This window comes from Bacillus sp. ABR, assembly GCF_056172715.1.
This window is the reverse complement of the sequence record NZ_JAOYSL010000003.1, coordinates 527,810-547,590: the sequence shown is the minus strand read 5'-3', so window position 1 is coordinate 547,590 and position 19,781 is coordinate 527,810. Positions and strand designations below refer to the sequence as shown.

Below are 19,781 nucleotides of genomic sequence, written 5' to 3'. Positions count from 1 at the left end.
CTTGGAAGCGTCATCGTGATTTTTTATCACTCTTCGCGATCCTTATCAACAAAAAAATCATCAATTGATTGAAACGGTTTGATTTTATGTTCTTTTCCTAAAGGATGTAATGCAAAACGAGCAGAAAACAAAACAGTCATACATAATATAATCCATATGATGAAACCCATCTTGAATTCCCCTTTCCATCCAGTGATTTGTTCAGCTCACATACATCTTAAAGTATGAAACGCTTACCATATCAAGAGAAAGTAGGAGAAAAAATGGCAAACATAAGGGAGATTGCGAAAAGAGCGGGCGTATCTGTGACAACCGTATCACGTGTGTTGAATGAGCATCCTTATGTTAAAGAAGAAAAAAGGGAACGTGTTCTACAAGCGATGGAGGAGCTCAAGTATACGAGAAACATCCAGGCGGTCCATTTAGCGAAGGGCTATTCGAATATGCTTGGCATCGTCCTTCCAAACATTGAACACTCTTATTTCAGCGCACTCGTCACAGGTATTGCAGAAAAAGCACAGGCGCGCGGCATGCATTTTGCTTTATTTCAAACAGGATACGATCCATTAAAAGAAAAAGAAGCGTTAATGAGTTTAAAAGAGCGCCGTGTGGATGGTTTAATATTTTGTTCAAATGCGTTAAGTGATAGGCACATTTTAAAGTGGCAGGAATCAGGACCGATTATATTTTGTCATCCTGCGCCACACGATCAATGCTCAACCGTGTCGATTGCGCATGACCAAGCATTTAAGGAGGGCCTGCATCATTTGGCGGCATGCGGACATCAACGAATTGCGATCGTTCTTGCGAGAACAGAAGGAGCGAATAGCGAGTCGCGCCTTCAAGCTTATCAAGACATGATGCAATCCCTCGGGCAGACCATTGATGAGGAATGGATCATCGAAGGGAAGCTATCCCTGCTTGATGGGAAGCACTTATTTGCAGAATGGCAGAAAATGAAAAATCGTCCTACAGCTTTATTCATTACAAATGACGAAGTCTCTGCAGGCTTTTTATTAGAGGCGCAGCGTCATGACATAAAAGTAGGAGAATCACCAGCCATACTCAGCTTTCAAAATAACCAATTGAGTGAGGCGCTAGGGATTTCCAGCATTCATATTCCCCTCAAACAAATGGGGCAGGAAGCGTTTGACTTGTTTGACCGTGCATTAAAGGGAGAGAAATCAGAGAAAAGAATGCTGCCATTTCGTCTGATTGAGCGAACAACTACCGTTTTGAAAAACAATCGTTGACGCACGTTTCATCTGTTTTGTACGATAAGAGGGATTGAAAAAGAAGGAGGTGGGGATGTTCATGGAATCCTTCACCGTTGATAAAGCGTTAAATAATAATGTCATCATCGCAAGGCACCCTTCTTTGGGCGAAGTAGTTCTGATTGGGAAAGGGATTGGCTTCGGTAAAAAATCGGGGGATGTTCTCGATCAAGACGTGTTTGAAAAAATGTTTGTGTTAAAAAACACGAAAGAACAAACAGAATATAAACAACTGCTTCATCATATTGATGAGAACATGATTGAGCTTGCCAATGACGTCATTTATCATATACGAGAAAAAATGGGACAACGCTTGAATGAGCATATTCATGTTGCACTGACCGACCATATTGCGTTTAGTTTTAAGCGGGTGCAGCAAGGCTATGATATCACGAACCCTTTTATGCTTGAGACGCAATCGCTATACCCGAAAGAATACGAGGTCGCAAAGGAAGTCGTTGAACTGATTAACGAGCGGCCAGATGTTAAAACGAAGCTGCCAGAAGGAGAAATTGGCTTTATAGCGCTTCATATCCATTCAGCTTTGACGAATCGTCCTTTATCTGAGGTGAACCGTCATTCGCAGCTGATTACACAAATGGTCCAAGTTATAGAAGATTCATTTCATATGAAAGTAGACAGAGAAAGTATTCATTATTTACGCTTATTACGCCATATTACGTTTTCAATTGAGCGTATTAAACGGGGAGAATCTTTAGAGGAGCCAGAAAAATTGCTTCATCTATTGAAAAATGAATATCCTTTATGCTACAATACTGCTTGGAAAATGATCAAAATTTTGCAGCATGCATTGAAAAAGCCTGTACAGGATGCTGAGGCTGTCTACCTGACACTTCATCTGTACAGATTGACAAATAAAATTTCATAGTTTCCTTGAAACGTGTAACTGATTCGATCAGGCATGAGTGACTTAAGGTAAATACAGGATAAGATCCTGTTATTTGCGCAACCTTATATCACCATGCCTTTTTTGCATTTGAAAGTGAAATGTAAACGGTTAATTATGAAATGTACGTCAGGGAGCAGCCCAAATGTATGTTGTAAGCGAAAACAAAAGGAGGTTCAACCAGTGTTTAAATCACTTTTTGGTGTGTTGCAAAAAATTGGACGAGCTCTTATGCTTCCAGTTGCGATCCTTCCTGCTGCCGGTATTTTACTAGCACTTGGGAATGCGATGCAAAATCCGCAGCTGATTGATGTAGCTCAATTTTTAAGCAATGATACAATTCAGCTTGTTGCAAGTGTCATGGAGAATGCGGGGAACATCGTCTTCTCGAATCTTCCGCTATTATTTGCTGTAGGGGTTGCCATCGGTCTTGCAAATGGAGACGGAGTGGCAGGGATTGCCGCTATCATCGGTTACCTTGTCATGAACGTAACGATGAGTGCCGTATTAATGGCTAACGGATCTATTCCATCCGATTCAATCAAATTGGCTAAGTTCTTTAAGGAAAGCCATCCAGCATATGTGAATATGCTCGGTATACCGACCTTGTCTACCGGCGTTTTTGGCGGGATTATCGTCGGGGTATTAGCCGCTTATATGTTTAATAAATTTTACAAGATTGAGCTTCCGCAATACCTTGGCTTCTTTGCAGGTAAGCGTTTTGTTCCAATCGTCACTTCTATTTCAGCACTTATTTTAGGGCTTTTGATGCTAGTCATTTGGCCGCCAATCCAAGGTGCATTGAACTCATTTTCAACAGGACTGCTTGCAGCAAATGAGCCGCTGGCTGCCTTTGTATTCGGAGTCATTGAACGCTCATTAATTCCGTTTGGTCTGCACCACATATTCTACGCACCATTCTGGTATGAATTTTTTAGCTATAAGAGCTTATCAGGAGATATTATCCGTGGTGACCAGCGTATTTTCATGGCGCAAATCAAAGATGGTGTTCAGCTGACAGCTGGTACATTCATGACAGGGAAATATCCATTCATGATGTTCGGTCTTCCAGCAGCAGCTCTTGCGATTTACCATGAAGCAAAACCAAAGAATAAAAAGCTTGTAGCAGGAATTATGGGATCAGCAGCCCTTACTTCTTTCCTAACAGGGATCACTGAACCGCTTGAATTCTCATTCTTGTTTGTAGCACCGATATTATTTGCGATTCACTGTGTGTTTGCTGGATTATCCTTTATGATAATGGATATTCTAAACGTGAAAATCGGGATGACCTTCTCAGGAGGGTTAATCGACTTCTTCCTATTTGGTATCCTGCCGAATAGAACCGCTTGGTGGCTTGTCATTCCAGTAGGTCTCGTACTTGCTGTCATTTACTACTTCGGATTTAGATTCGCCATTCGCAAATTTAATCTGAAAACGCCAGGCCGCGAGGATGAAGCAGCAGACGGAGCAAGTGAAGCGAAGTCTGAAAAAGGGAATGACTTGCCTTATGAAATCCTTGAAGCAATGGGTGATCAAGAAAACATTAAGCACCTTGATGCTTGTATCACGCGTTTACGTGTTACTGTCAATGATCAGAAGAAAGTGGACAAAGACCGCTTGAAAAAGCTTGGCGCTTCTGGTGTTCTCGAAGTAGGGAACAACATCCAGGCAATTTTCGGCCCGCGTTCTGATAATTTAAAAACACAAATGCAGGACATCATTGCAGGCCGCACGCCTCGTCCAGCGAAAGACCCTTCTGCAAAAGAAGAAGTCAGCCAGCAGGTCGAAGAAGTCATTGCAAAGCCGCTTCAAAATGAACAAGGGGAAGAAATTTTTGCTTCACCAATTACAGGGGAGCTTCATCCAATTACAGATGTACCAGATCAAGTATTCTCAGGGAAAATGATGGGTGACGGTTTCGCTATCTTGCCAACAGATGGAACGGTTGTTTCACCGGTAAGAGGGAAGATCTTAAATGTGTTTCCGACGAAACACGCCATTGGCCTGCAATCTGACGGTGGACTTGAAATTTTAATCCACTTCGGAATTGATACGGTCGGCCTCAAAGGAGAAGGATTTGAAGCATTTGTACAAGAGGGAGATCAAGTAGAAATCGGTCAAAAACTTTTAGAGGTTGATATTGATAAAATTAAGTCTGAAGTACCATCTTTGATGACACCAATTGTATTTACCAACTTAAGTGAAGGACAATTTATTGACCTTCAAGAATCCGGTGAAATCAAAGCTGGACAAGAAAACATCATGAAAATTTCAAAATAATTTTCATAACTGCCGTTCTTGTTAGATGACAAGCTCGGCAGTATGATATAATATTGTGGATGTATTAATTGTATAAAAAGGAGATTGATAAAAATGGCTCAACAAACATTCAAAGTAACTGCAGATTCTGGAATTCACGCACGTCCTGCAACAGTTCTTGTACAAACTGCAAGTAAATATGATGCTGATATCAACTTAGAATATAATGGTAAAACAGTGAACCTGAAATCTATTATGGGTGTAATGTCTCTAGGAATTGCGAAAGGTGCTACAATCACAATCTCTGCTTCTGGTTCTGATGAAAATGATGCACTTGCTGCGCTTAAAGACACAATGAAAAGTGAAGGCCTAGGCGAGTAATGCAACAACTGAAAGGAATCGGTGCTTCAGCAGGCGTTGCAATTGCAAAAGCATATCGTCTGGAAGAACCAGATTTAACAGTTCACCAAAAAGACATCAACGATCCAGAGACAGAAGTGAAGCGTTTTGAAGAAGCAATTCATGTTTCTAAACAAGAACTTGAAGCAATTAAAGAACATGCGCTAAAAGAACTTGGCCAAGACAAAGCAGATATCTTTTCTGCCCACCTTCTTGTGTTAAGTGATCCTGAACTGCTTAACCCAGTAAAGGATAAAATTAGTGCTGACAAAGTAAATGCTGAATTTGCTTTAAAAGAAACAGCGACGATGTTTGTCACAATGTTCGAAGCAATGGACAACGAATACATGAAGGAACGTGCAGCGGATATTCGCGACGTCACAAAACGTGTTATTGGACATTTGCTAGGCGTTGACATTCCAAATCCAAGCATGATTTCTGAAGAAGTCATCATCATAGCTGAAGATTTAACACCTTCTGATACTGCTCAGCTGAACAGACAATTTGTTAAAGGCTTTGCGACAGATATCGGCGGTCGTACTTCTCACTCAGCGATCATGGCGAGATCTATGGAGATTCCAGCAGTTGTTGGGACAAAAGAAGCAACAAAAACGGTGAAAAACGATGATCTGATCATTGTGGATGGTATTACTGGAGACGTCATCATTCAGCCTTCTGAAGATGAAGTGAAAGCGTATCAAAAAAAGCATGAAGACTACTTAGCTCAAAAAGCGGAATGGGCGAAACTTGTTGACCAGCCAACGGTTACAAAAGACGGCGTTCACGTAGAGCTAGCTGCAAATATCGGAACACCTGAAGATGTAAAAGGTGTACTTGAAAATGGCGGCGAAGCAGTCGGATTGTACCGTACTGAATTTTTATACATGGGCAGAGACCAGCTTCCTACAGAAGAAGAGCAGTTCGATGCGTATAAAACCGTTTTAGAGAAGATGGAAGGGAAAGCAGTGGTTGTTCGCACACTAGATATTGGTGGCGATAAAGAACTTCCTTACTTGCAGCTTCCAAAAGAAATGAACCCGTTCCTTGGCTATAGAGCTATTCGCCTTTGCCTGGAAGAGCAGGAGATTTTCAGAACTCAACTACGCGCCTTACTTCGTGCAAGTACATATGGAAACTTGAAAATCATGTTCCCTATGATCGCGACATTATCAGAATTTAGAGAAGCAAAAGCCATTTTACTTGAAGAAAAAGAAGCATTGGTTGCCGCCGGTACAGACGTTTCTGATTCCATTGAAATCGGAATGATGGTAGAAATTCCATCAACGGCTGTCATCGCAGACCAATTTGCAAAAGAAGTAGATTTCTTCAGTATTGGAACGAATGATTTGATTCAATACACAATGGCTGCTGATCGAATGAACGAACGAGTGTCTTATCTTTACCAGCCTTACAACCCAGCGATTTTACGTCTCATTACGCTTGTGATTGAAGCAGCGCATAAAGAGGGTAAATGGGTCGGCATGTGCGGTGAGATGGCTGGAGATGAAATCGCAATCCCGCTTCTACTTGGATTAGGATTAGATGAATTCTCAATGAGTGCAACATCCATTCTTCCAGCTAGAACACAGCTAAGCAAGCTATCTAAGGAAGAAGCTGCATCATTTAAAGAGCATATTTTATCACTTAGCACAACAGAAGAAGTGGTTGATTTCGTCAAGAAAACATTTCAACAGAACTAAGTGAATGAAAACCAGACAGGTGAAACTGTCTGGTTTTTTTGTCGAATTTTATCATATTGAGTCATATTGGGCAGTGAGAAGGGCATCCTATTATTAAAAAATGGAGGTGACCAGATTGCCTTTCTCAGACTATAAACCAGGTGATCAAGTATATGTCATTTATCGAAATCCACATGCTGCAAACGTAGCACAAATTAAAGAAGCTGAAATTGTTTCACATCCTTACAACGAAGAAGAACTTGCCCTCTTTTTACTTGAAACGTATCATCCACTAGCACCTGATGATGCTGTTTTTCCAACATATGAAGAAGCAGAAGCACTTTATCAAGACTTATTTGAATAAGGGAGATTTTAGAAAGGATAAAAGCCATCCTGTGCGGTTAAAGTAACGGTATAAAAACGTTAAAGGTAAGGATGTGCTTAATATGATCAAACCTTTCGTCCCCCAGCTAGTTTACATTGAACCCCGGGCGTTAGAGTACCCGTTAGGACGAGAGCTGAAGGAAAAGTTCGAGGGTATGGGAATCGAAATAAGAGAAACGACTTCACACAACCAGGTAAGAAATATTCCGGGGAAAAATGACCTGCAAAAGTATCGTAACGCGAAGTCAACGCTTGTCATTGGTGTGAGAAAGACATTGAAGTTTGACTCGTCTAAACCATCTGCAGAGTATGCGATCCCATTTGCAACAGGATGTATGGGACATTGTCATTATTGCTATTTGCAAACAACAATGGGAAGTAAGCCCTACATTCGAACGTACGTCAATGTAGAAGAAATATTAGATCAAGCTGAGCAGTACATGAACGAGCGAGCGCCAGATATCACGAGATTTGAAGCATCATGTACTTCAGACATCGTAGGAATTGACCATTTGACACATACACTCAAACGAGCGATTGAATACTTCGGGCAAACCGACTTAGGAAAGCTTCGATTTGTCACGAAATTCCATCATGTTGATCATCTGTTAGATGCAAAGCATAATGGTCGGACAAGATTCCGTTTTAGTATTAATGCCGATTATGTCATTAAATATTTCGAGCCTGGCACATCACCGCTTGATCAGCGGATTGAAGCGGCTGTTAAGGTCGCAAAGGCAGGCTATCCTCTTGGCTTTATTATTGCTCCCATCTACATCCATGAAGGCTGGCAGGAAGGATATAAAGTTTTATTTGAAAAGCTCGATGCAGCTCTTCCTGATGATGTGAGAGATGATATTACTTTTGAGATGATTCAGCATCGCTTTACAAAACCAGCAAAGCGTGTGATTCAAAAAAACTACCCGAAATCTAAATTAGAATTAGATGAAGAAAAAAGACGATACAAGTGGGGGAGATATGGGATTGGGAAATATATCTACCAAAAAGATGAGGAACAAGAACTAAGAGAGACGTTAGAATCATATATTGATCAGTACTTTCCGTCTGCAAAGATTGAATATTTTACTTAAAGCAAGCCTATAGGGCTTGTTTTTTCTATTTAAATTTTCTTACAACTATTGAATGCTTTACCCATTTTGCCGATATATAAAATAAGGTGTGAAAGTAGATGTAGGGGTGTGAGGAGATGTTTAAGAAACTTCAAGTGAGAATAGCTGTTTTCATCTCAGTTATTTTAATTTTAACCGTCGTGGCTGTTCAAGTGGGTTCTAACTTAGTGTTAAGACCACTTATTGAACGAGATGCAAAAACCACCGCAGCAGCAACGGCAGAAAGCCTGAAAGACATTATTACAGAAAAGCTTGATAATTACGGCAATACCATTAACAAAGTGGCAACAAGTACAATGACTGAAGAATTTGCGCAAAAACAAACAAAACAAACATTAGCTTATGAAACAGATGCACTAAAAAAATTGCAGGAACAGGATAAACTCATTTCGTTTACCTATATTGGAACAATTGATGGCAAAATGCTCGGCTTCCCAGAGTTCGATCTTGGCGAAGGCTATGATCCATCTAAACAAGGCTGGTTTAAACAAGCAGCCGAAAAGCCTGATCAGGTCGTTTGGACAGATCCATATGTAGATGAAGCAACGAAAAAAGTGATTGTCTCAGCCACGAAGGCGATTGTCAAAGATGGAAAGGTCATTGGGGTCGCTGGACTTGATTTGAAGCTGTCCTCGATTCAGTCCTATATCAATGAACAAGAGATTCCTTATAAGGGGACCGCTTTCTTAGTTGATGGCACAGGCACCCTTTTGGCGCATCCAACAGAGCAAGGAAAAAATATATCAAAGGTCGCTTCTGTGAAAAAAGCGATCGACAACTCAGGTATTGATGACAGTAAAGAACTGACGGTCACATCTAAAATCAAAGAAGCCGATTGGACGGTTGGTGTCAGCTTTGAGAAAAAGCAACTGCTTTGGATTACAGAAAAAATGAATCAGACAAGCATCATTATATCCGTCATTGCCATTATTCTTGCGATGATCCTCAGCTTCTTATTGGCAAGAAGCATAACTACGCCAATCAAGCGTCTAATAGAGCACGCTCGTAAGGTGTCAGAAGGCGATTTAACAAGCACGCTTGAAACGAAGTCTCAAGATGAAATTGGTTTCCTTACGAAAAGCTTTAATCAAATGACCGAGGACATCAGGGAGTTAATTGAAAAAGTGAAAGGGGCTTCAGATCAAGTTGTGGAATCAGCGGATGAAGTGACCCAAATTTCAAATGAGACCTTGCTGTCTAGCGAACAGATTGCAACCGCGATTCAAGAGGTGGCAACAGGGGCGACTAAGCAGGCGTCGGATGCAGAAACGATTAATGAGAAATCAGAGCAATTGTATGAGAAAGTGCGCCATATGGGTGAACTCGCCACACAAATGCAAACCAACTCAAAATCATCTGAAGATGCAAGCTATAAAGGGCTTGATGCACTTGGTGTGCTCGTCCAAAAATCAACACAAGCGAGCGATGAATCGAAAAAGGTTGAGCAAATGCTGCTAGATCTTGAGCATAAAACGAAAAATATTGAAAACGTCGTGACTGCTATCTCTGAAATCTCTGATCAAACGAATTTACTTGCACTGAATGCAAGTATTGAAGCGGCGAGAGCAGGAGAAAGTGGACGAGGATTTGCTGTAGTTGCAGAAGAAGTCAGAAAGCTTGCTGAACAATCTGCGCAGTCAACAAAACACATTAGTGAAACCGTCAAACTCATTCAAGATGAATCGAAGAAAGCGGCGGAAGCGATGACAGCAGCAAGTAGAATGAATGAGGAACAAGGTGATGCCATTAATGCAACAGGTGAGGCACTCAGCAGCATCACAATGGAAATGCAGGCACTTGTCGGTTCAATCGACAGCATTCATACACAGATCAATGAAATGACAGAAGAACAGCAGAAGATGAGTGAATCCATTCAAAGTATTGCTGCTATTTCAGAAGAATCTGCTGCCTCAGCTGAGGAAGTGCATGCGTCTACAGATGAACAAGTTCAAGCGTTAGAAAGAACGAAAACCTCAACTGAAATGCTAAACGAATCAAGCCAGGCACTGCGTCAGGCGGTTGACCGATTTAAGGTGTGATTCGCGGAAAGGAACCTTGCGACGTGAGCAAGGTTCTTTTTGTATGATAAAATGAACGAGAGGAGGTGCTTACATGGATGTCAAACTAACTGGAAAAAAAGCATTGGTCGCTGCAAGCAGTCAAGGTATCGGAAAAGCGATTGCCTTTGCTCTAGCAAAAGAGGGAGCGGATGTAATGCTCTCGGGAAGACATGAACAAACGCTGAAAGAAACAGTCAACGAGCTGTCTCCATTTGCCAAAGGACAGCTGACTTATCAAGTATGTGACGTATCTGACGCCAGGCAAATTAAGGCGCTTGTTCAAGCGGCGGCTGGCGATGAGCAACGTCTAGACATTCTTGTGAACAATACAGGCGGACCTAAAACAGGAACGCTTGACACCTTAACAGATGAAGATTGGATCGAATCATTTCAGCTTCATTTACTCAGCTATATTCGGTTATTAAAAGAGGCATTACCTTATTTGAAAAAACGTGGTGCACGTGTGTTAAACATTGCGTCAATGTCAGTGAAAGAACCGATCCCAGGCTTGATGCTGTCGAATACATTTAGACCAGCTATAGCCGGCTGGACAAAAACAGTCGCTCAGGAGCTGGCAAAGGATGGTGTTTTGATCAATACGTTAGCACCCGGAAAAATTGAAACAGACCGCGTCAAACAGCTGGAAAAGCACCGCGCACAAAGAGAGAATCGAACGGTTGAAGAAATCAAAGCACAGGCTGAACAAGCGATCCCGCTTGGCCGCTATGGACAGCCAGAGGAATTTGCAGCATATGCAGCTTTTCTTTTATCTGAAGCCAATACATATATGACAGGTCAAACACTGATCATCGATGGTGGCTTGACAAAGTCTCTTTAAGGAGGAACAAGTGATGGCACAAATCAAAACAGTTGGTTTTATAGGAATCGGTGTAATGGGGCGCAGTATGGCAGGACATTTAATGGATGCAGGCTATGAAGTGATCGTTTATACAAGAACGAAAGCAAAAGCAGACGCATTGATTCAAAAAGGAGCATCATGGAAGCCGGCAGTAAAGGACATTGCAGAAAGTGCAGATGCCGTCATCACAATGGTGGGATATCCATCGGATGTAGAAGAGATCTATTTAGGTGAAGATGGGCTTGTGGCACATGCCGCGCCTGGAACATATCTCATTGATATGACGACCTCGAAGCCTCAGCTTGCAAAAGAAATTGAGTTGAAAGCGAAGGAAAGAGGTGTATTTGCATTAGATGCACCTGTATCAGGGGGAGACATAGGAGCTCAAAATGGCACGCTCGCCATTATGATCGGCGGAGAAAGGTCTGCCTATGAAGCCTGCCTGCCGGTATTTGAGCAAATGGGTGAAAACATTCAATATCAAGGACCGGCAGGAAGCGGTCAGCATACAAAAATGTGTAACCAAATTGCCATCGCAGCGGGGATGGTCGGTGTCGCAGAGGCAATGGCTTATGCCGAAAAATCAGGGCTTGATCCAAAGCAGGTGCTCAAAAGCATCACAACAGGTGCAGCAGGCAGCTGGTCATTGTCAAACCTTGCACCAAGAATGCTGAAAGGCGATTTCGAGCCAGGGTTTTATGTGAAGCATTTTATCAAGGATATGGGCATTGCACTTGAAGAAGCAGAGCTGATGGGAGAAGAAATGCCAGGGCTCTCACTTGCGAAATCACTATATGAAAAGCTGAGTGAACAGGGCGAAGAAAACAGCGGGACACAGAGCATCTATAAATTATGGGTCAAATAAAAAACTGCCCCGCCTATGTGGATTGCAGCGTGTAAACAAGCCCTCGCATTGCTGAAAAAGTAGAAAATTAAAAACCTGTCCCAAATAAGGACAGGTTTTTTTGATATTATTTTCCGATGAATTGCTGCGTCCAGTAGTTTCCAGATTTCACATAACCAACACCGATATGTGTATAGCTTTTGTTTAAGATGTTCGCTCTGTGGCCTTCACTGTTCATCCATGCTGTCACAACTTCTTGAGGAGATCTTTGACCTTGGGCAATGTTTTCACCTGCTGATTTGTAAGTGATACCGAATTGCTTCATTTGATCAAATGGAGATCCATAAGTTGGGCTTGTATGAGAGAAATAGTTTTTATCTTTCATATCTTGAGATTTTGCGCGAGCAGATTTGCTTAATTTAGAATCCACAGAAAGTGCCTTTAAGCCTTGCTTTGCACGCTCTTTATTTGTAAGCTCAACCACTTCTTTTTCAAATGCATTTAAGCTGCTGTCTGCTTTTGATGCATTTGTGTCTTTTTGGTCAGCTTTTGTGTTGCTATTGCTGTTTGTGTTTTCTTTTGCTGGAGTGCTTGGTTTAGAAGCAGTTGGTTTTTTCACTGATTCTTGTTTTTGTTCTTGTTTTGCTTTGTTTACTTCTTTCACTACTTTTGTTCCAGTAACAGGTTGACCGCTCTTGATCAGCTTGTTTAATAGAGCTTCGATCTCTTTTTGATTTGACTTGCTTAGCTTGTTTACATCTGAAGAGATATGTAATTTTGCTGCTAATGTATGAAGATCAATGGCTTGATGCTGTACGTTTATCACTTGTTTCAGGTTAAGCTCCTTCGCATCAGCCGAATGTCCCCCAGTGAATGTGATGAGTGCAGCAGCTGTCAGCGCTGAAAAAAAGAATGATTTCTTCTTCATATTGTAACTCCTCCTAAAATCTTTGTTTTGTTTTCTCACAAAAAATCATACCATGGACTTTTTGTTATAAACGTACCAGCATCCTCCATTGACAATACCAGTTTGTCATTTTTGTTAAAGTCATAGTAAGAGCCGCTTCATATCAAAGGATGGGGCATCCTTCCATTTAAAGAAAACGACATAAACATACCAATATTTTAAAGTGTTAGTATATTTTTTTGCAGATTAGGGATTGACAGCTTTTTTTCACTCGTTTCGCTGTAACAACTATTACAAAAGTGTTACAATAATGAGTGGTAATTGTAAAAGATTGAAAAGGATGAGAGGAGCTACATAAGTGGGAGAGAAACAGCATCAAGGTGCTGCCGAGCAGAAAAAAATGAAGCGCCGGAACGCCTGGAGGATTAATCTCTTTTTCTTCGCTGTATTTAGTTTATTTGCTGGACTTGTGATCAAGCTTGGTGTGCTGCAAATCGTCAATGGTGAAGATTATAAAAAGCAAGCCAACCGAACAGAGGTCAAAACGGCATCATACCCGTCTCCAAGAGGAAAAATGTATGACGCGAGAGGAAGAGTCGTCGTTGATAACGAAAGTGTACCTGCCATCGTTTATACATCAGAAAGCGGTGTGAAAGCGAAGGATAAGATTAAGGTAGCAAGAAAGCTTGCGACTTATATAAAAATGGATACTGATTTTTTGAGAGAGCGTGACATTCGGGATTTTTGGCTGGCGAGCCATCCAAAAGAAGCGGATAAGCTCATTTCAAAAACGGAGAAAAAGGATATCGATGCAAAGGATGTCTATCCGCTTCAAGTAGAGCGTGTCCCAAAGAAAGAAGTCAAAGCGATTGAAAAGGATGCGGAGGAAAAAGCTGTTGCAGCGATCTACCGTAGATTTACAGGTGGATATGCCTTTGAGCCTCAAATCGTGAAGGCAATGGACCCAAACGAAGAGAAAAAAGGTGACGAAAAAGTTGCTTTACTCGATGAAACGAAAGAATCAAAACAGACTTCATCCGTGAGCTTGACATATGAAGAGATTTCACTTGTCTCAGAGCATCTTGATGAACTGCCAGGTGTGAACGTCATCAACGACTGGACAAGAAAATATCCGTATGAAAAGACCCTTTATAATGTACTTGGCGGTGTGACCACACCAGAGCAAGGAATCATTAAAGAGCGCGAAGATTACTATATGGCAAGAGGCTACTCGCGAAATGACCGTGTAGGGAAGAGCTATTTAGAATATCAATACGAGGATTTTCTAAACCCAGAGAAAGCGACCGTTCAATATACACAGGTTGGCGGGAAGCTGCTTGATGAGATCAAGCGGACAGAAGGACGAAGAGGACTTGATCTTGCGCTGACATTTGATATGGAGCTGCAAAAGGAAGTCGACAAAATCGTCGAATCAGAGCTTAGATCGGCCAGTGCGAGAAACTATATGATGGATCGTGCCTTTGTCGTCATGATGGATCCTCACACAGGGGATGTTCTCGCCATGTCGGGCAAGAAAATGGACGGCAGAGACGTCACAGATTATGCGATCGGAACATTTACCACCCAGTACGAAATGGGCTCTGTTGTCAAAGGAGCCACAGTACTTGGCGGTTATCAGGACGGGATGTCACACAATCAGGCCTATATGGATACACCGCTCTTTTTTGCAGGAAGTAATGGAAAGCCGAAACAGTCTTACAAAGTTCTTGGATGGGTTAACGACATTCAGGCACTCCAAAAAAGTTCCAACGTCTACATGTTCCAAGTAGCGATGAGAATGGCGGGCATCACCTATCAAAAGGATGGTCCGTTACCTGCAAGGCCTGAGCACTTACAAAAAATGAGAAACTACTATGCGCAATTCGGTCTTGGCGTAAAAACAGGGATCGACCTGCCGCAGGAATCAAGCGGGATGCAGACGCATCCTAAGACGGTCGGCGGACTTTTGCTTGATGAAGCAATTGGTCAGTATGACACGTATACACCGCTCCAAGTGGCACAATACATGTCGACAATTGCCAATGGAGGCAGCCGTATTCAGCCAAGAGTAGTGAAAAGTGTTCATCTTCCAACGAAGAAGGATGAAGTAGGCCCAGTCGTAAAAAAATATGAGCCGAAGGTGCTGAATACGATTAACAACTCGAAAGCAGATATTGACCGCGTAAAAACGGGACTGAAAATGGTCACATCAACAGGCGGAACTGCCGCTGGCCGATTTGGTCAGCATGATGTCGCGGGAAAAACGGGTACAGCGCAAACCTTCTACTATGGCGCCAACCGCAGCTGGTGGGGAAATGCCACGTACAATTTAACCTTTGGAGGATATTATCCTTCTTCTAATCCAGAGGTAGCGTTTAGTGTCGTGACACCTTATGTCTCAGATAAAGATCCTGTCATTAAAAATATCCCAAGTAAAATTGTGGATAAGTACGTTGAATTACAAAAGAAATATGAAAAACAATAAACCGCAGGGAGCACAGCAGCAGAAAGTGCTCCCTTTTTGCTGAAAATATGGACGTTTCCCTCGATGACAGAAGGAAAATACGGGTTTTCTAGCGAATCTTTTTTATACATCAATCTAAGGACAACCCTAAAAAATGAAAAGGAGGGTCGGACGACGATGGAACAACAAATGAAAGATTCGAATCAATTGTATTCGAACATCGATTTACATGCCGTTCTTTCTTCTAATGGCCGCTTTCTCTACATTTCTTCCAACTGTAAGCAGCTTTTGCTCTATGAACAAAAGGATTTACTAGGGTGTTTTTTGAAAGACTTTGTTCATACCGAAGATCAATTTCTCGTCGAAAGTTATTTTTACAATCAGCACATGCTAGAGGTTTGCCACTTTAGACTGCTAAGAAGTGATCTGACAGCTGTATGGGTCGAAGCAAGCATTGATTTTGTTGCTTGTGATGGGTTAGACAACGAAGTAAGTAGAGAAATGATCCTGAAAATGAGGGTGCTGGATTCTAAGCCCCAAAAAGCAGCATTTCAAGAAGCATCAAAAGTAGCAGAACAGTCGCTAGGCAGTCTGCCGGCTTTCCAAAATGTCGGTGAAGCTGAACAATTGATTGCCATGCTGCCAAATCCGTTATGTATTACGACTTTAGGGAAAATTGTGTATGCGAATGATGCGATGCTGCAATTAATGGGGGTAAGTGCAAGAGATGACATGATCGGCAAGTCCGCGTTTGATTTTATTGCTGAAGAGTACCATGATATTGTCAGAAGCCGCATAACAAGGCTGCAGCAAGGCCTTCCAGTCGGAATGATTGAACAGATATGGAAGCGTCAGGATGGGAGCAGTATTCATATTGAGGTAAAGTCATCACCGACGATTTATCAAAATCAGCGGGCAGAGCTTTTGCTGCTAGTGGACATCTCATCCCGTAAAAAATTCCAAACTGTTCTTCAAAAAAGCCGGGAAAGGTATCAGCTGCTCATTCAAAACTCCATTGACACGATTGCGGTCATCCATGATCACAAATGGGTGTTTATGAATGAATCAGGCATTAAATTATTTGAAGCCGAGCATTACGATAAATTAATAGGAAAGGATATCTTTCATCAAATTCATTCCTGTGATCAGCAGAAGGTCAAAAAGAGTTTATCTCGTATTATTGAAAGAGCATCAGATTCCGAGATTGTCACGATGAGCTGTCATACGTTTAAGCATAAGCTGATTTATACAGAAATGGTATGTATCCCAACTACATTCTTTGGAGAAACAGCGGTTCAAATTATTTTAAGAGATATATCCGAACGTAAGCAGACAGAAGAGCTCATGCTCCGCTCAGAAAAATTATCGATCGCAGGTCAATTGGCGGCTGGCATTGCACATGAAATCAGAAACCCATTAACCGCCATCAAAGGCTTTTTACAGCTCATTAAACCGAAAACAAAAGATCGCGATCAATACTTCGAGATTGTTTTCTCTGAACTGAGCCGAATAGAAATTATTTTGAGTGAGCTGCTAATGCTGGCGAAACCGCAGCAAACATCCTCAATGCAGACGCTTGATTTGAAAAAAATCATCAGCGAAGTTACGGCTTTGTTAGAAACACAAGCGAACTTAAATGGCATTTTAATGAACACAAGTGAGATAGAGGAAGGTCTCCTGATGAACGGGGATCAAAATCAGCTCAAGCAAGTGTTTATCAATTTAATCAAAAATGCCGTAGAATCCATGCCGGACGGAGGAAAGGTAGACATCACGGCCAAAGCAGAAAGTGATGGAATACTTGTCACCATTCGTGATGAAGGGGTCGGCATTCCAGAAGCGGTGATGAAACGGATTGGAGAGCCCTTTTTAACCACAAAGGAAAAAGGAACTGGGCTTGGCCTTATGGTCACATTTAATATTTTAGAAAATCATAATGGGACGATCCGTGTGGATAGTCAGCCTGAAAAGGGCACCGTATTTCACATCATGTTTCCTGCAAAATAAAAACAACGGCAAGAGAGCCGTTGTTTCAATCTAGCGAATGAATGGAACGTTTTTCAAGTACAAATTGTTCTAGCCGGTCAAGTCCTTCTTTCAGCGTTTCAAGTGAATAAGCATAAGACAGGCGCACATACCCTTCGCCGAGTGGAGAGAAAGCAGAGCCTGGAACGACCGCAAGTCTTGTACTTTCTAACAGCTCCATGCAAAAATCAAAGGAACTCATCCCAAACGATTCAATGGATGGAAAAATATAAAAAGCGCCAGAAGGTTTAATCACCGGAAGCCCCATAGAAATGAGCCGATCATATACATAATCGAGTCTTTTCTTATATTGCTCTCTCATGATCAGTGCATCATCCACACCATTTGTCACAGCTTCAAGTGCCGCCTTTTGTGAGACAGCCGAGGCACAAGACACGTTATATTGATGTACTTTTAATACATGTTTAGCAATTGGAGCTGAAGCAAATAAAAAGCCAATTCTCCATCCAGTCATGCTATGAGATTTAGACAGTCCATTGATGACAATGGTCTGTTCTTTTAAGAAAGAGGCAATTGAATGATGCGGCCGGTCAAATGTCAGCTCACTGTAAATTTCATCGGATAAAATAAAGATGTCTTTTCCTTCAAGGAGCTGGGCAATTTCTTTCAATTCTTCTTCTGAAAGCGTGACACCAGTCGGGTTTGAAGGGTAAGGAAGAACCACACACTTTGTCTTTTCCGTTAACGCATCCTCAATCAGCTTGGCATTCAATTTAAAGCCGGCATTCGTTGTGTCGATATGTACGGGCATGGCACCGCACATTCGAATGATCGGTTCATATCCGGGGTATACAGGTCCAGGTAAAATGACCTCGTCGCCTTCTGTTAAAATGGTTCGAAACGCAGCATCAATTGCTTGACTTGCACCTGTTGTCACAATGATTTCTGACTCTGCATCATAATCAAGATTCACTTTCTTCTTGATATAATGCTGGATCGCTTGTCTTAGCTCTAAGAAACCAGCATTGTGAGTGTATGAGGTGAAATTCTCGTCAATGGCTGCTTTGGCAGCTGTTTTGACATGATGCGGCGTATAAAAATCGGGCTGGCCTATCGTCAATGAAACGACATCCTCATATGACGATACGAGATTTGAAAATGTTCGAATGCCTGAAATTTCAATATCCTTTACTCTTGGATTCAGCAAATGCTCCATTTCTCATCACCTTAAAAATTTATGTTTTTATCCTATTTTACCATTCACTGCATAAATGTCACCTGCGAAAGGCACTGGATAGCGTTATATGTAGTCTATTCTCCTATCCATCACCGCATGAGTGATATATTGAAGAAAGAGCAACATTTATTATAGCGTAACCTCAAGAGAAAATACAGGCTGTGATGAGAATGATTAGAAAACGGCAAAACTGCGTAAACTGAAAGAACGTGAGAATCATGGTCATGGGAATGGCTTTCATAGACATACGATCTCCTAAAGGAGGACGATAGATGGAACAATCAGCGAAGACATCGAAAATCGCGTTTCTATCCGTGCTGAGCAACACATTTGTTGTCATCTTAAAAATCATTGTAGGTCTCTTAACCGGATCTGTTGCGGTTTTATCAGAAGCCATTCATTCGTTTCTCGATTTAATGGCGTCGTTTATTGCATTTATTTCTGTTCGTATTTCAAGAAAGCCAGCAGATTCTAAACATCCTTATGGACATGGAAAAGTCGAAAATATTTCTGGAACGATTGAGACCCTGCTGATATTCGTTGCTGGCATTTGGATTATATACGAATGTGTTCACAAATTAATGCATCCAGAGCCAGTTAAGCTACCCGTGCTTGGCATTGTGGTCATGCTGCTAGGCGCGCTCATCAATTTTGTTGTATCGAGGATTGTGAACAAAGAGGCTGAGCGAGTACATTCAGTCGCCATGAAATCAAATGCATTGCACCTTTTAACGGATGTGTATACGTCACTAGGGGTGGCATTCAGTTTATTGCTTGTGGCATTAACCGACTGGTATTTCCTAGATCCGATCATTGGAATGATTCTGGCCCTCTTTATTATGCGTGAAGCGTTTAAACTCATGAAGGAAGCCTTCCCGCCGCTTGTTGATGCTCGTTTAACACCAGAGGAAGAACAATCAATTGAAGCGATCATTCAAGGATTCAGTCAAGAATTCATTGAATATCATGACTTTCGAACAAGGCGGTCTGGTGCAGAGGAATATATTGATTTCCATTTGATTGTAGATGGAAAGACAACCATTGAAGATGTTCACCAATTATGTGATCGAATTGAAGAGAAGATTCAGCTCGAATTTACGCATGCGCAAATCTTTATTCATGTGGAACCTGAAAGTGAAAGAAGCTCACAAACGTAAAAAAGGCGATCAACCTATTCTCAGGTTGTATCGCCTTTTTTTACGCTTCATCTATGAAATGAAATCAATATCCATAAGCAGTATCGTAGTCTTCGTACCAAGAGATATAAGCTGTGTCATCTTTTGACAAACCATGCTTCATATCTAAATAATCAGCTTCGCAAATATCTTCAATTACAGTCATTTCGTTGTTCTTTAATAATACGACAGTTCCCATCATGAACACCTTTCT

The 19,781-nt window shown here is 41.6% G+C and carries 17 protein-coding genes; 13 read left to right on the top strand and 4 right to left on the bottom strand.

Annotated features, from left to right (window positions below):
- Positions 1–26 precede the first annotated feature (26 nt).
- A complete protein-coding gene (locus OIT90_RS12855) occupies positions 27–170 on the bottom strand; it encodes a hypothetical protein (protein WP_162842493.1) in 144 nt (47 codons plus the stop codon).
- A gap of 93 nt (positions 171–263) precedes the next feature.
- On the opposite strand from OIT90_RS12855, the gene OIT90_RS12850 reads away from it, so the two are divergent.
- The 10 genes from OIT90_RS12850 (at position 264) to OIT90_RS12805 (ending at position 11,819) form a co-directional block, all read left to right on the top strand.
- A complete protein-coding gene (locus OIT90_RS12850) occupies positions 264–1,253 on the top strand; it encodes a LacI family DNA-binding transcriptional regulator (protein WP_058837790.1) in 990 nt (329 codons plus the stop codon).
- Between the two features lie 55 nt (positions 1,254–1,308).
- A complete protein-coding gene (gene glcT, locus OIT90_RS12845; protein WP_039178106.1) occupies positions 1,309–2,163 on the top strand; it encodes a glucose PTS transporter transcription antiterminator GlcT in 855 nt (284 codons plus the stop codon).
- 201 nt (positions 2,164–2,364) lie between these two features.
- A complete protein-coding gene (gene ptsG / locus OIT90_RS12840) occupies positions 2,365–4,464 on the top strand; it encodes a glucose-specific PTS transporter subunit IIBC (protein ID WP_039178107.1) in 2,100 nt (699 codons plus the stop codon).
- A 93-nt stretch (positions 4,465–4,557) separates the two neighbouring features.
- Positions 4,558–4,824: a phosphocarrier protein HPr gene (locus OIT90_RS12835; RefSeq protein WP_003211078.1), complete on the top strand. Its 267-nt coding sequence runs from the start codon at positions 4,558–4,560 to the stop codon at positions 4,822–4,824.
- The gene (ptsP, locus tag OIT90_RS12830) at positions 4,824–6,542 is read left to right on the top strand and encodes a phosphoenolpyruvate--protein phosphotransferase (protein WP_039178109.1); all 1,719 of its coding nucleotides are present in this window, start codon (positions 4,824–4,826) and stop codon (positions 6,540–6,542) included. The genes OIT90_RS12835 and ptsP overlap by 1 nt, the downstream gene beginning before the upstream one ends.
- A 115-nt stretch (positions 6,543–6,657) precedes the next feature.
- Positions 6,658–6,885: a transcriptional regulator SplA domain-containing protein gene (locus OIT90_RS12825; protein WP_003211490.1), complete on the top strand. Its 228-nt coding sequence runs from the start codon at positions 6,658–6,660 to the stop codon at positions 6,883–6,885.
- 82 nt (positions 6,886–6,967) lie between these two features.
- On the top strand, positions 6,968–7,996 hold the full coding sequence (splB, locus tag OIT90_RS12820) for a spore photoproduct lyase (RefSeq protein WP_047203061.1): 1,029 nt from the start codon (positions 6,968–6,970) through the stop codon (positions 7,994–7,996).
- 116 nt (positions 7,997–8,112) lie between these two features.
- On the top strand, positions 8,113–10,074 hold the full coding sequence (locus tag OIT90_RS12815; RefSeq protein ID WP_039178114.1) for a methyl-accepting chemotaxis protein: 1,962 nt from the start codon (positions 8,113–8,115) through the stop codon (positions 10,072–10,074).
- Positions 10,075–10,147: 73 nt separating this feature from the next.
- Positions 10,148–10,933, top strand: coding sequence for an SDR family oxidoreductase (locus tag OIT90_RS12810; protein ID WP_059376947.1), 786 nt, complete (start codon positions 10,148–10,150; stop codon positions 10,931–10,933).
- Between the two features lie 13 nt (positions 10,934–10,946).
- Positions 10,947–11,819: an NAD(P)-dependent oxidoreductase gene (locus tag OIT90_RS12805; protein WP_144490627.1), complete on the top strand. Its 873-nt coding sequence runs from the start codon at positions 10,947–10,949 to the stop codon at positions 11,817–11,819.
- Positions 11,820–11,925: 106 nt separating this feature from the next.
- Here OIT90_RS12805 and OIT90_RS12800 read toward each other — a convergent pair whose 3' ends face one another.
- The gene (locus tag OIT90_RS12800) at positions 11,926–12,726 is read right to left on the bottom strand and encodes a CAP domain-containing protein (RefSeq protein ID WP_039178119.1); all 801 of its coding nucleotides are present in this window, start codon (positions 12,724–12,726) and stop codon (positions 11,926–11,928) included.
- A 337-nt stretch (positions 12,727–13,063) separates the two neighbouring features.
- Between OIT90_RS12800 and OIT90_RS12795 the strand changes: the two genes are divergently transcribed.
- The gene (locus OIT90_RS12795; protein ID WP_126681757.1) at positions 13,064–15,190 is read left to right on the top strand and encodes a peptidoglycan D,D-transpeptidase FtsI family protein; all 2,127 of its coding nucleotides are present in this window, start codon (positions 13,064–13,066) and stop codon (positions 15,188–15,190) included.
- Between the two features lie 156 nt (positions 15,191–15,346).
- Complete coding sequence (locus OIT90_RS12790) at positions 15,347–17,176, top strand: PAS domain-containing protein (protein ID WP_474892600.1); 1,830 nt, start codon at positions 15,347–15,349, stop codon at positions 17,174–17,176.
- A 25-nt stretch (positions 17,177–17,201) separates the two neighbouring features.
- On the opposite strand, the gene OIT90_RS12785 is transcribed toward OIT90_RS12790, so the two are convergent.
- Entirely contained in the window at positions 17,202–18,371 is a 1,170-nt protein-coding gene (locus tag OIT90_RS12785) for an aminotransferase A (RefSeq protein ID WP_024426854.1), read from the bottom strand.
- A gap of 293 nt (positions 18,372–18,664) precedes the next feature.
- On the opposite strand from OIT90_RS12785, the gene OIT90_RS12780 reads away from it, so the two are divergent.
- Positions 18,665–19,549, top strand: coding sequence for a cation diffusion facilitator family transporter (locus tag OIT90_RS12780; protein WP_106025229.1), 885 nt, complete (start codon positions 18,665–18,667; stop codon positions 19,547–19,549).
- Positions 19,550–19,613: 64 nt separating this feature from the next.
- Here OIT90_RS12780 and OIT90_RS12775 read toward each other — a convergent pair whose 3' ends face one another.
- Complete coding sequence (locus OIT90_RS12775) at positions 19,614–19,766, bottom strand: hypothetical protein (protein WP_185847125.1); 153 nt, start codon at positions 19,764–19,766, stop codon at positions 19,614–19,616.
- Between the last annotated feature and the right edge of the window lie 15 nt (positions 19,767–19,781).

Coding starts and splice junctions, on each gene's coding strand:
- OIT90_RS12855 (WP_162842493.1), bottom strand. CDS start 170: ATGGGTTTCATCATATGGATTATATTATGTATGACTGTTTTGTTTTCT.
- OIT90_RS12850 (WP_058837790.1), top strand. CDS start 264: ATGGCAAACATAAGGGAGATTGCGAAAAGAGCGGGCGTATCTGTGACA.
- glcT (WP_039178106.1), top strand. CDS start 1,309: ATGTTCATGGAATCCTTCACCGTTGATAAAGCGTTAAATAATAATGTC.
- OIT90_RS12835 (WP_003211078.1), top strand. CDS start 4,558: ATGGCTCAACAAACATTCAAAGTAACTGCAGATTCTGGAATTCACGCA.
- ptsP (WP_039178109.1), top strand. CDS start 4,824: ATGCAACAACTGAAAGGAATCGGTGCTTCAGCAGGCGTTGCAATTGCA.
- splB (WP_047203061.1), top strand. CDS start 6,968: ATGATCAAACCTTTCGTCCCCCAGCTAGTTTACATTGAACCCCGGGCG.
- OIT90_RS12815 (WP_039178114.1), top strand. CDS start 8,113: ATGTTTAAGAAACTTCAAGTGAGAATAGCTGTTTTCATCTCAGTTATT.
- OIT90_RS12810 (WP_059376947.1), top strand. CDS start 10,148: ATGGATGTCAAACTAACTGGAAAAAAAGCATTGGTCGCTGCAAGCAGT.
- OIT90_RS12805 (WP_144490627.1), top strand. CDS start 10,947: ATGGCACAAATCAAAACAGTTGGTTTTATAGGAATCGGTGTAATGGGG.
- OIT90_RS12800 (WP_039178119.1), bottom strand. CDS start 12,726: ATGAAGAAGAAATCATTCTTTTTTTCAGCGCTGACAGCTGCTGCACTC.
- OIT90_RS12790 (WP_474892600.1), top strand. CDS start 15,347: ATGGAACAACAAATGAAAGATTCGAATCAATTGTATTCGAACATCGAT.
- OIT90_RS12785 (WP_024426854.1), bottom strand. CDS start 18,371: ATGGAGCATTTGCTGAATCCAAGAGTAAAGGATATTGAAATTTCAGGC.
- OIT90_RS12780 (WP_106025229.1), top strand. CDS start 18,665: ATGGAACAATCAGCGAAGACATCGAAAATCGCGTTTCTATCCGTGCTG.
- OIT90_RS12775 (WP_185847125.1), bottom strand. CDS start 19,766: ATGGGAACTGTCGTATTATTAAAGAACAACGAAATGACTGTAATTGAA.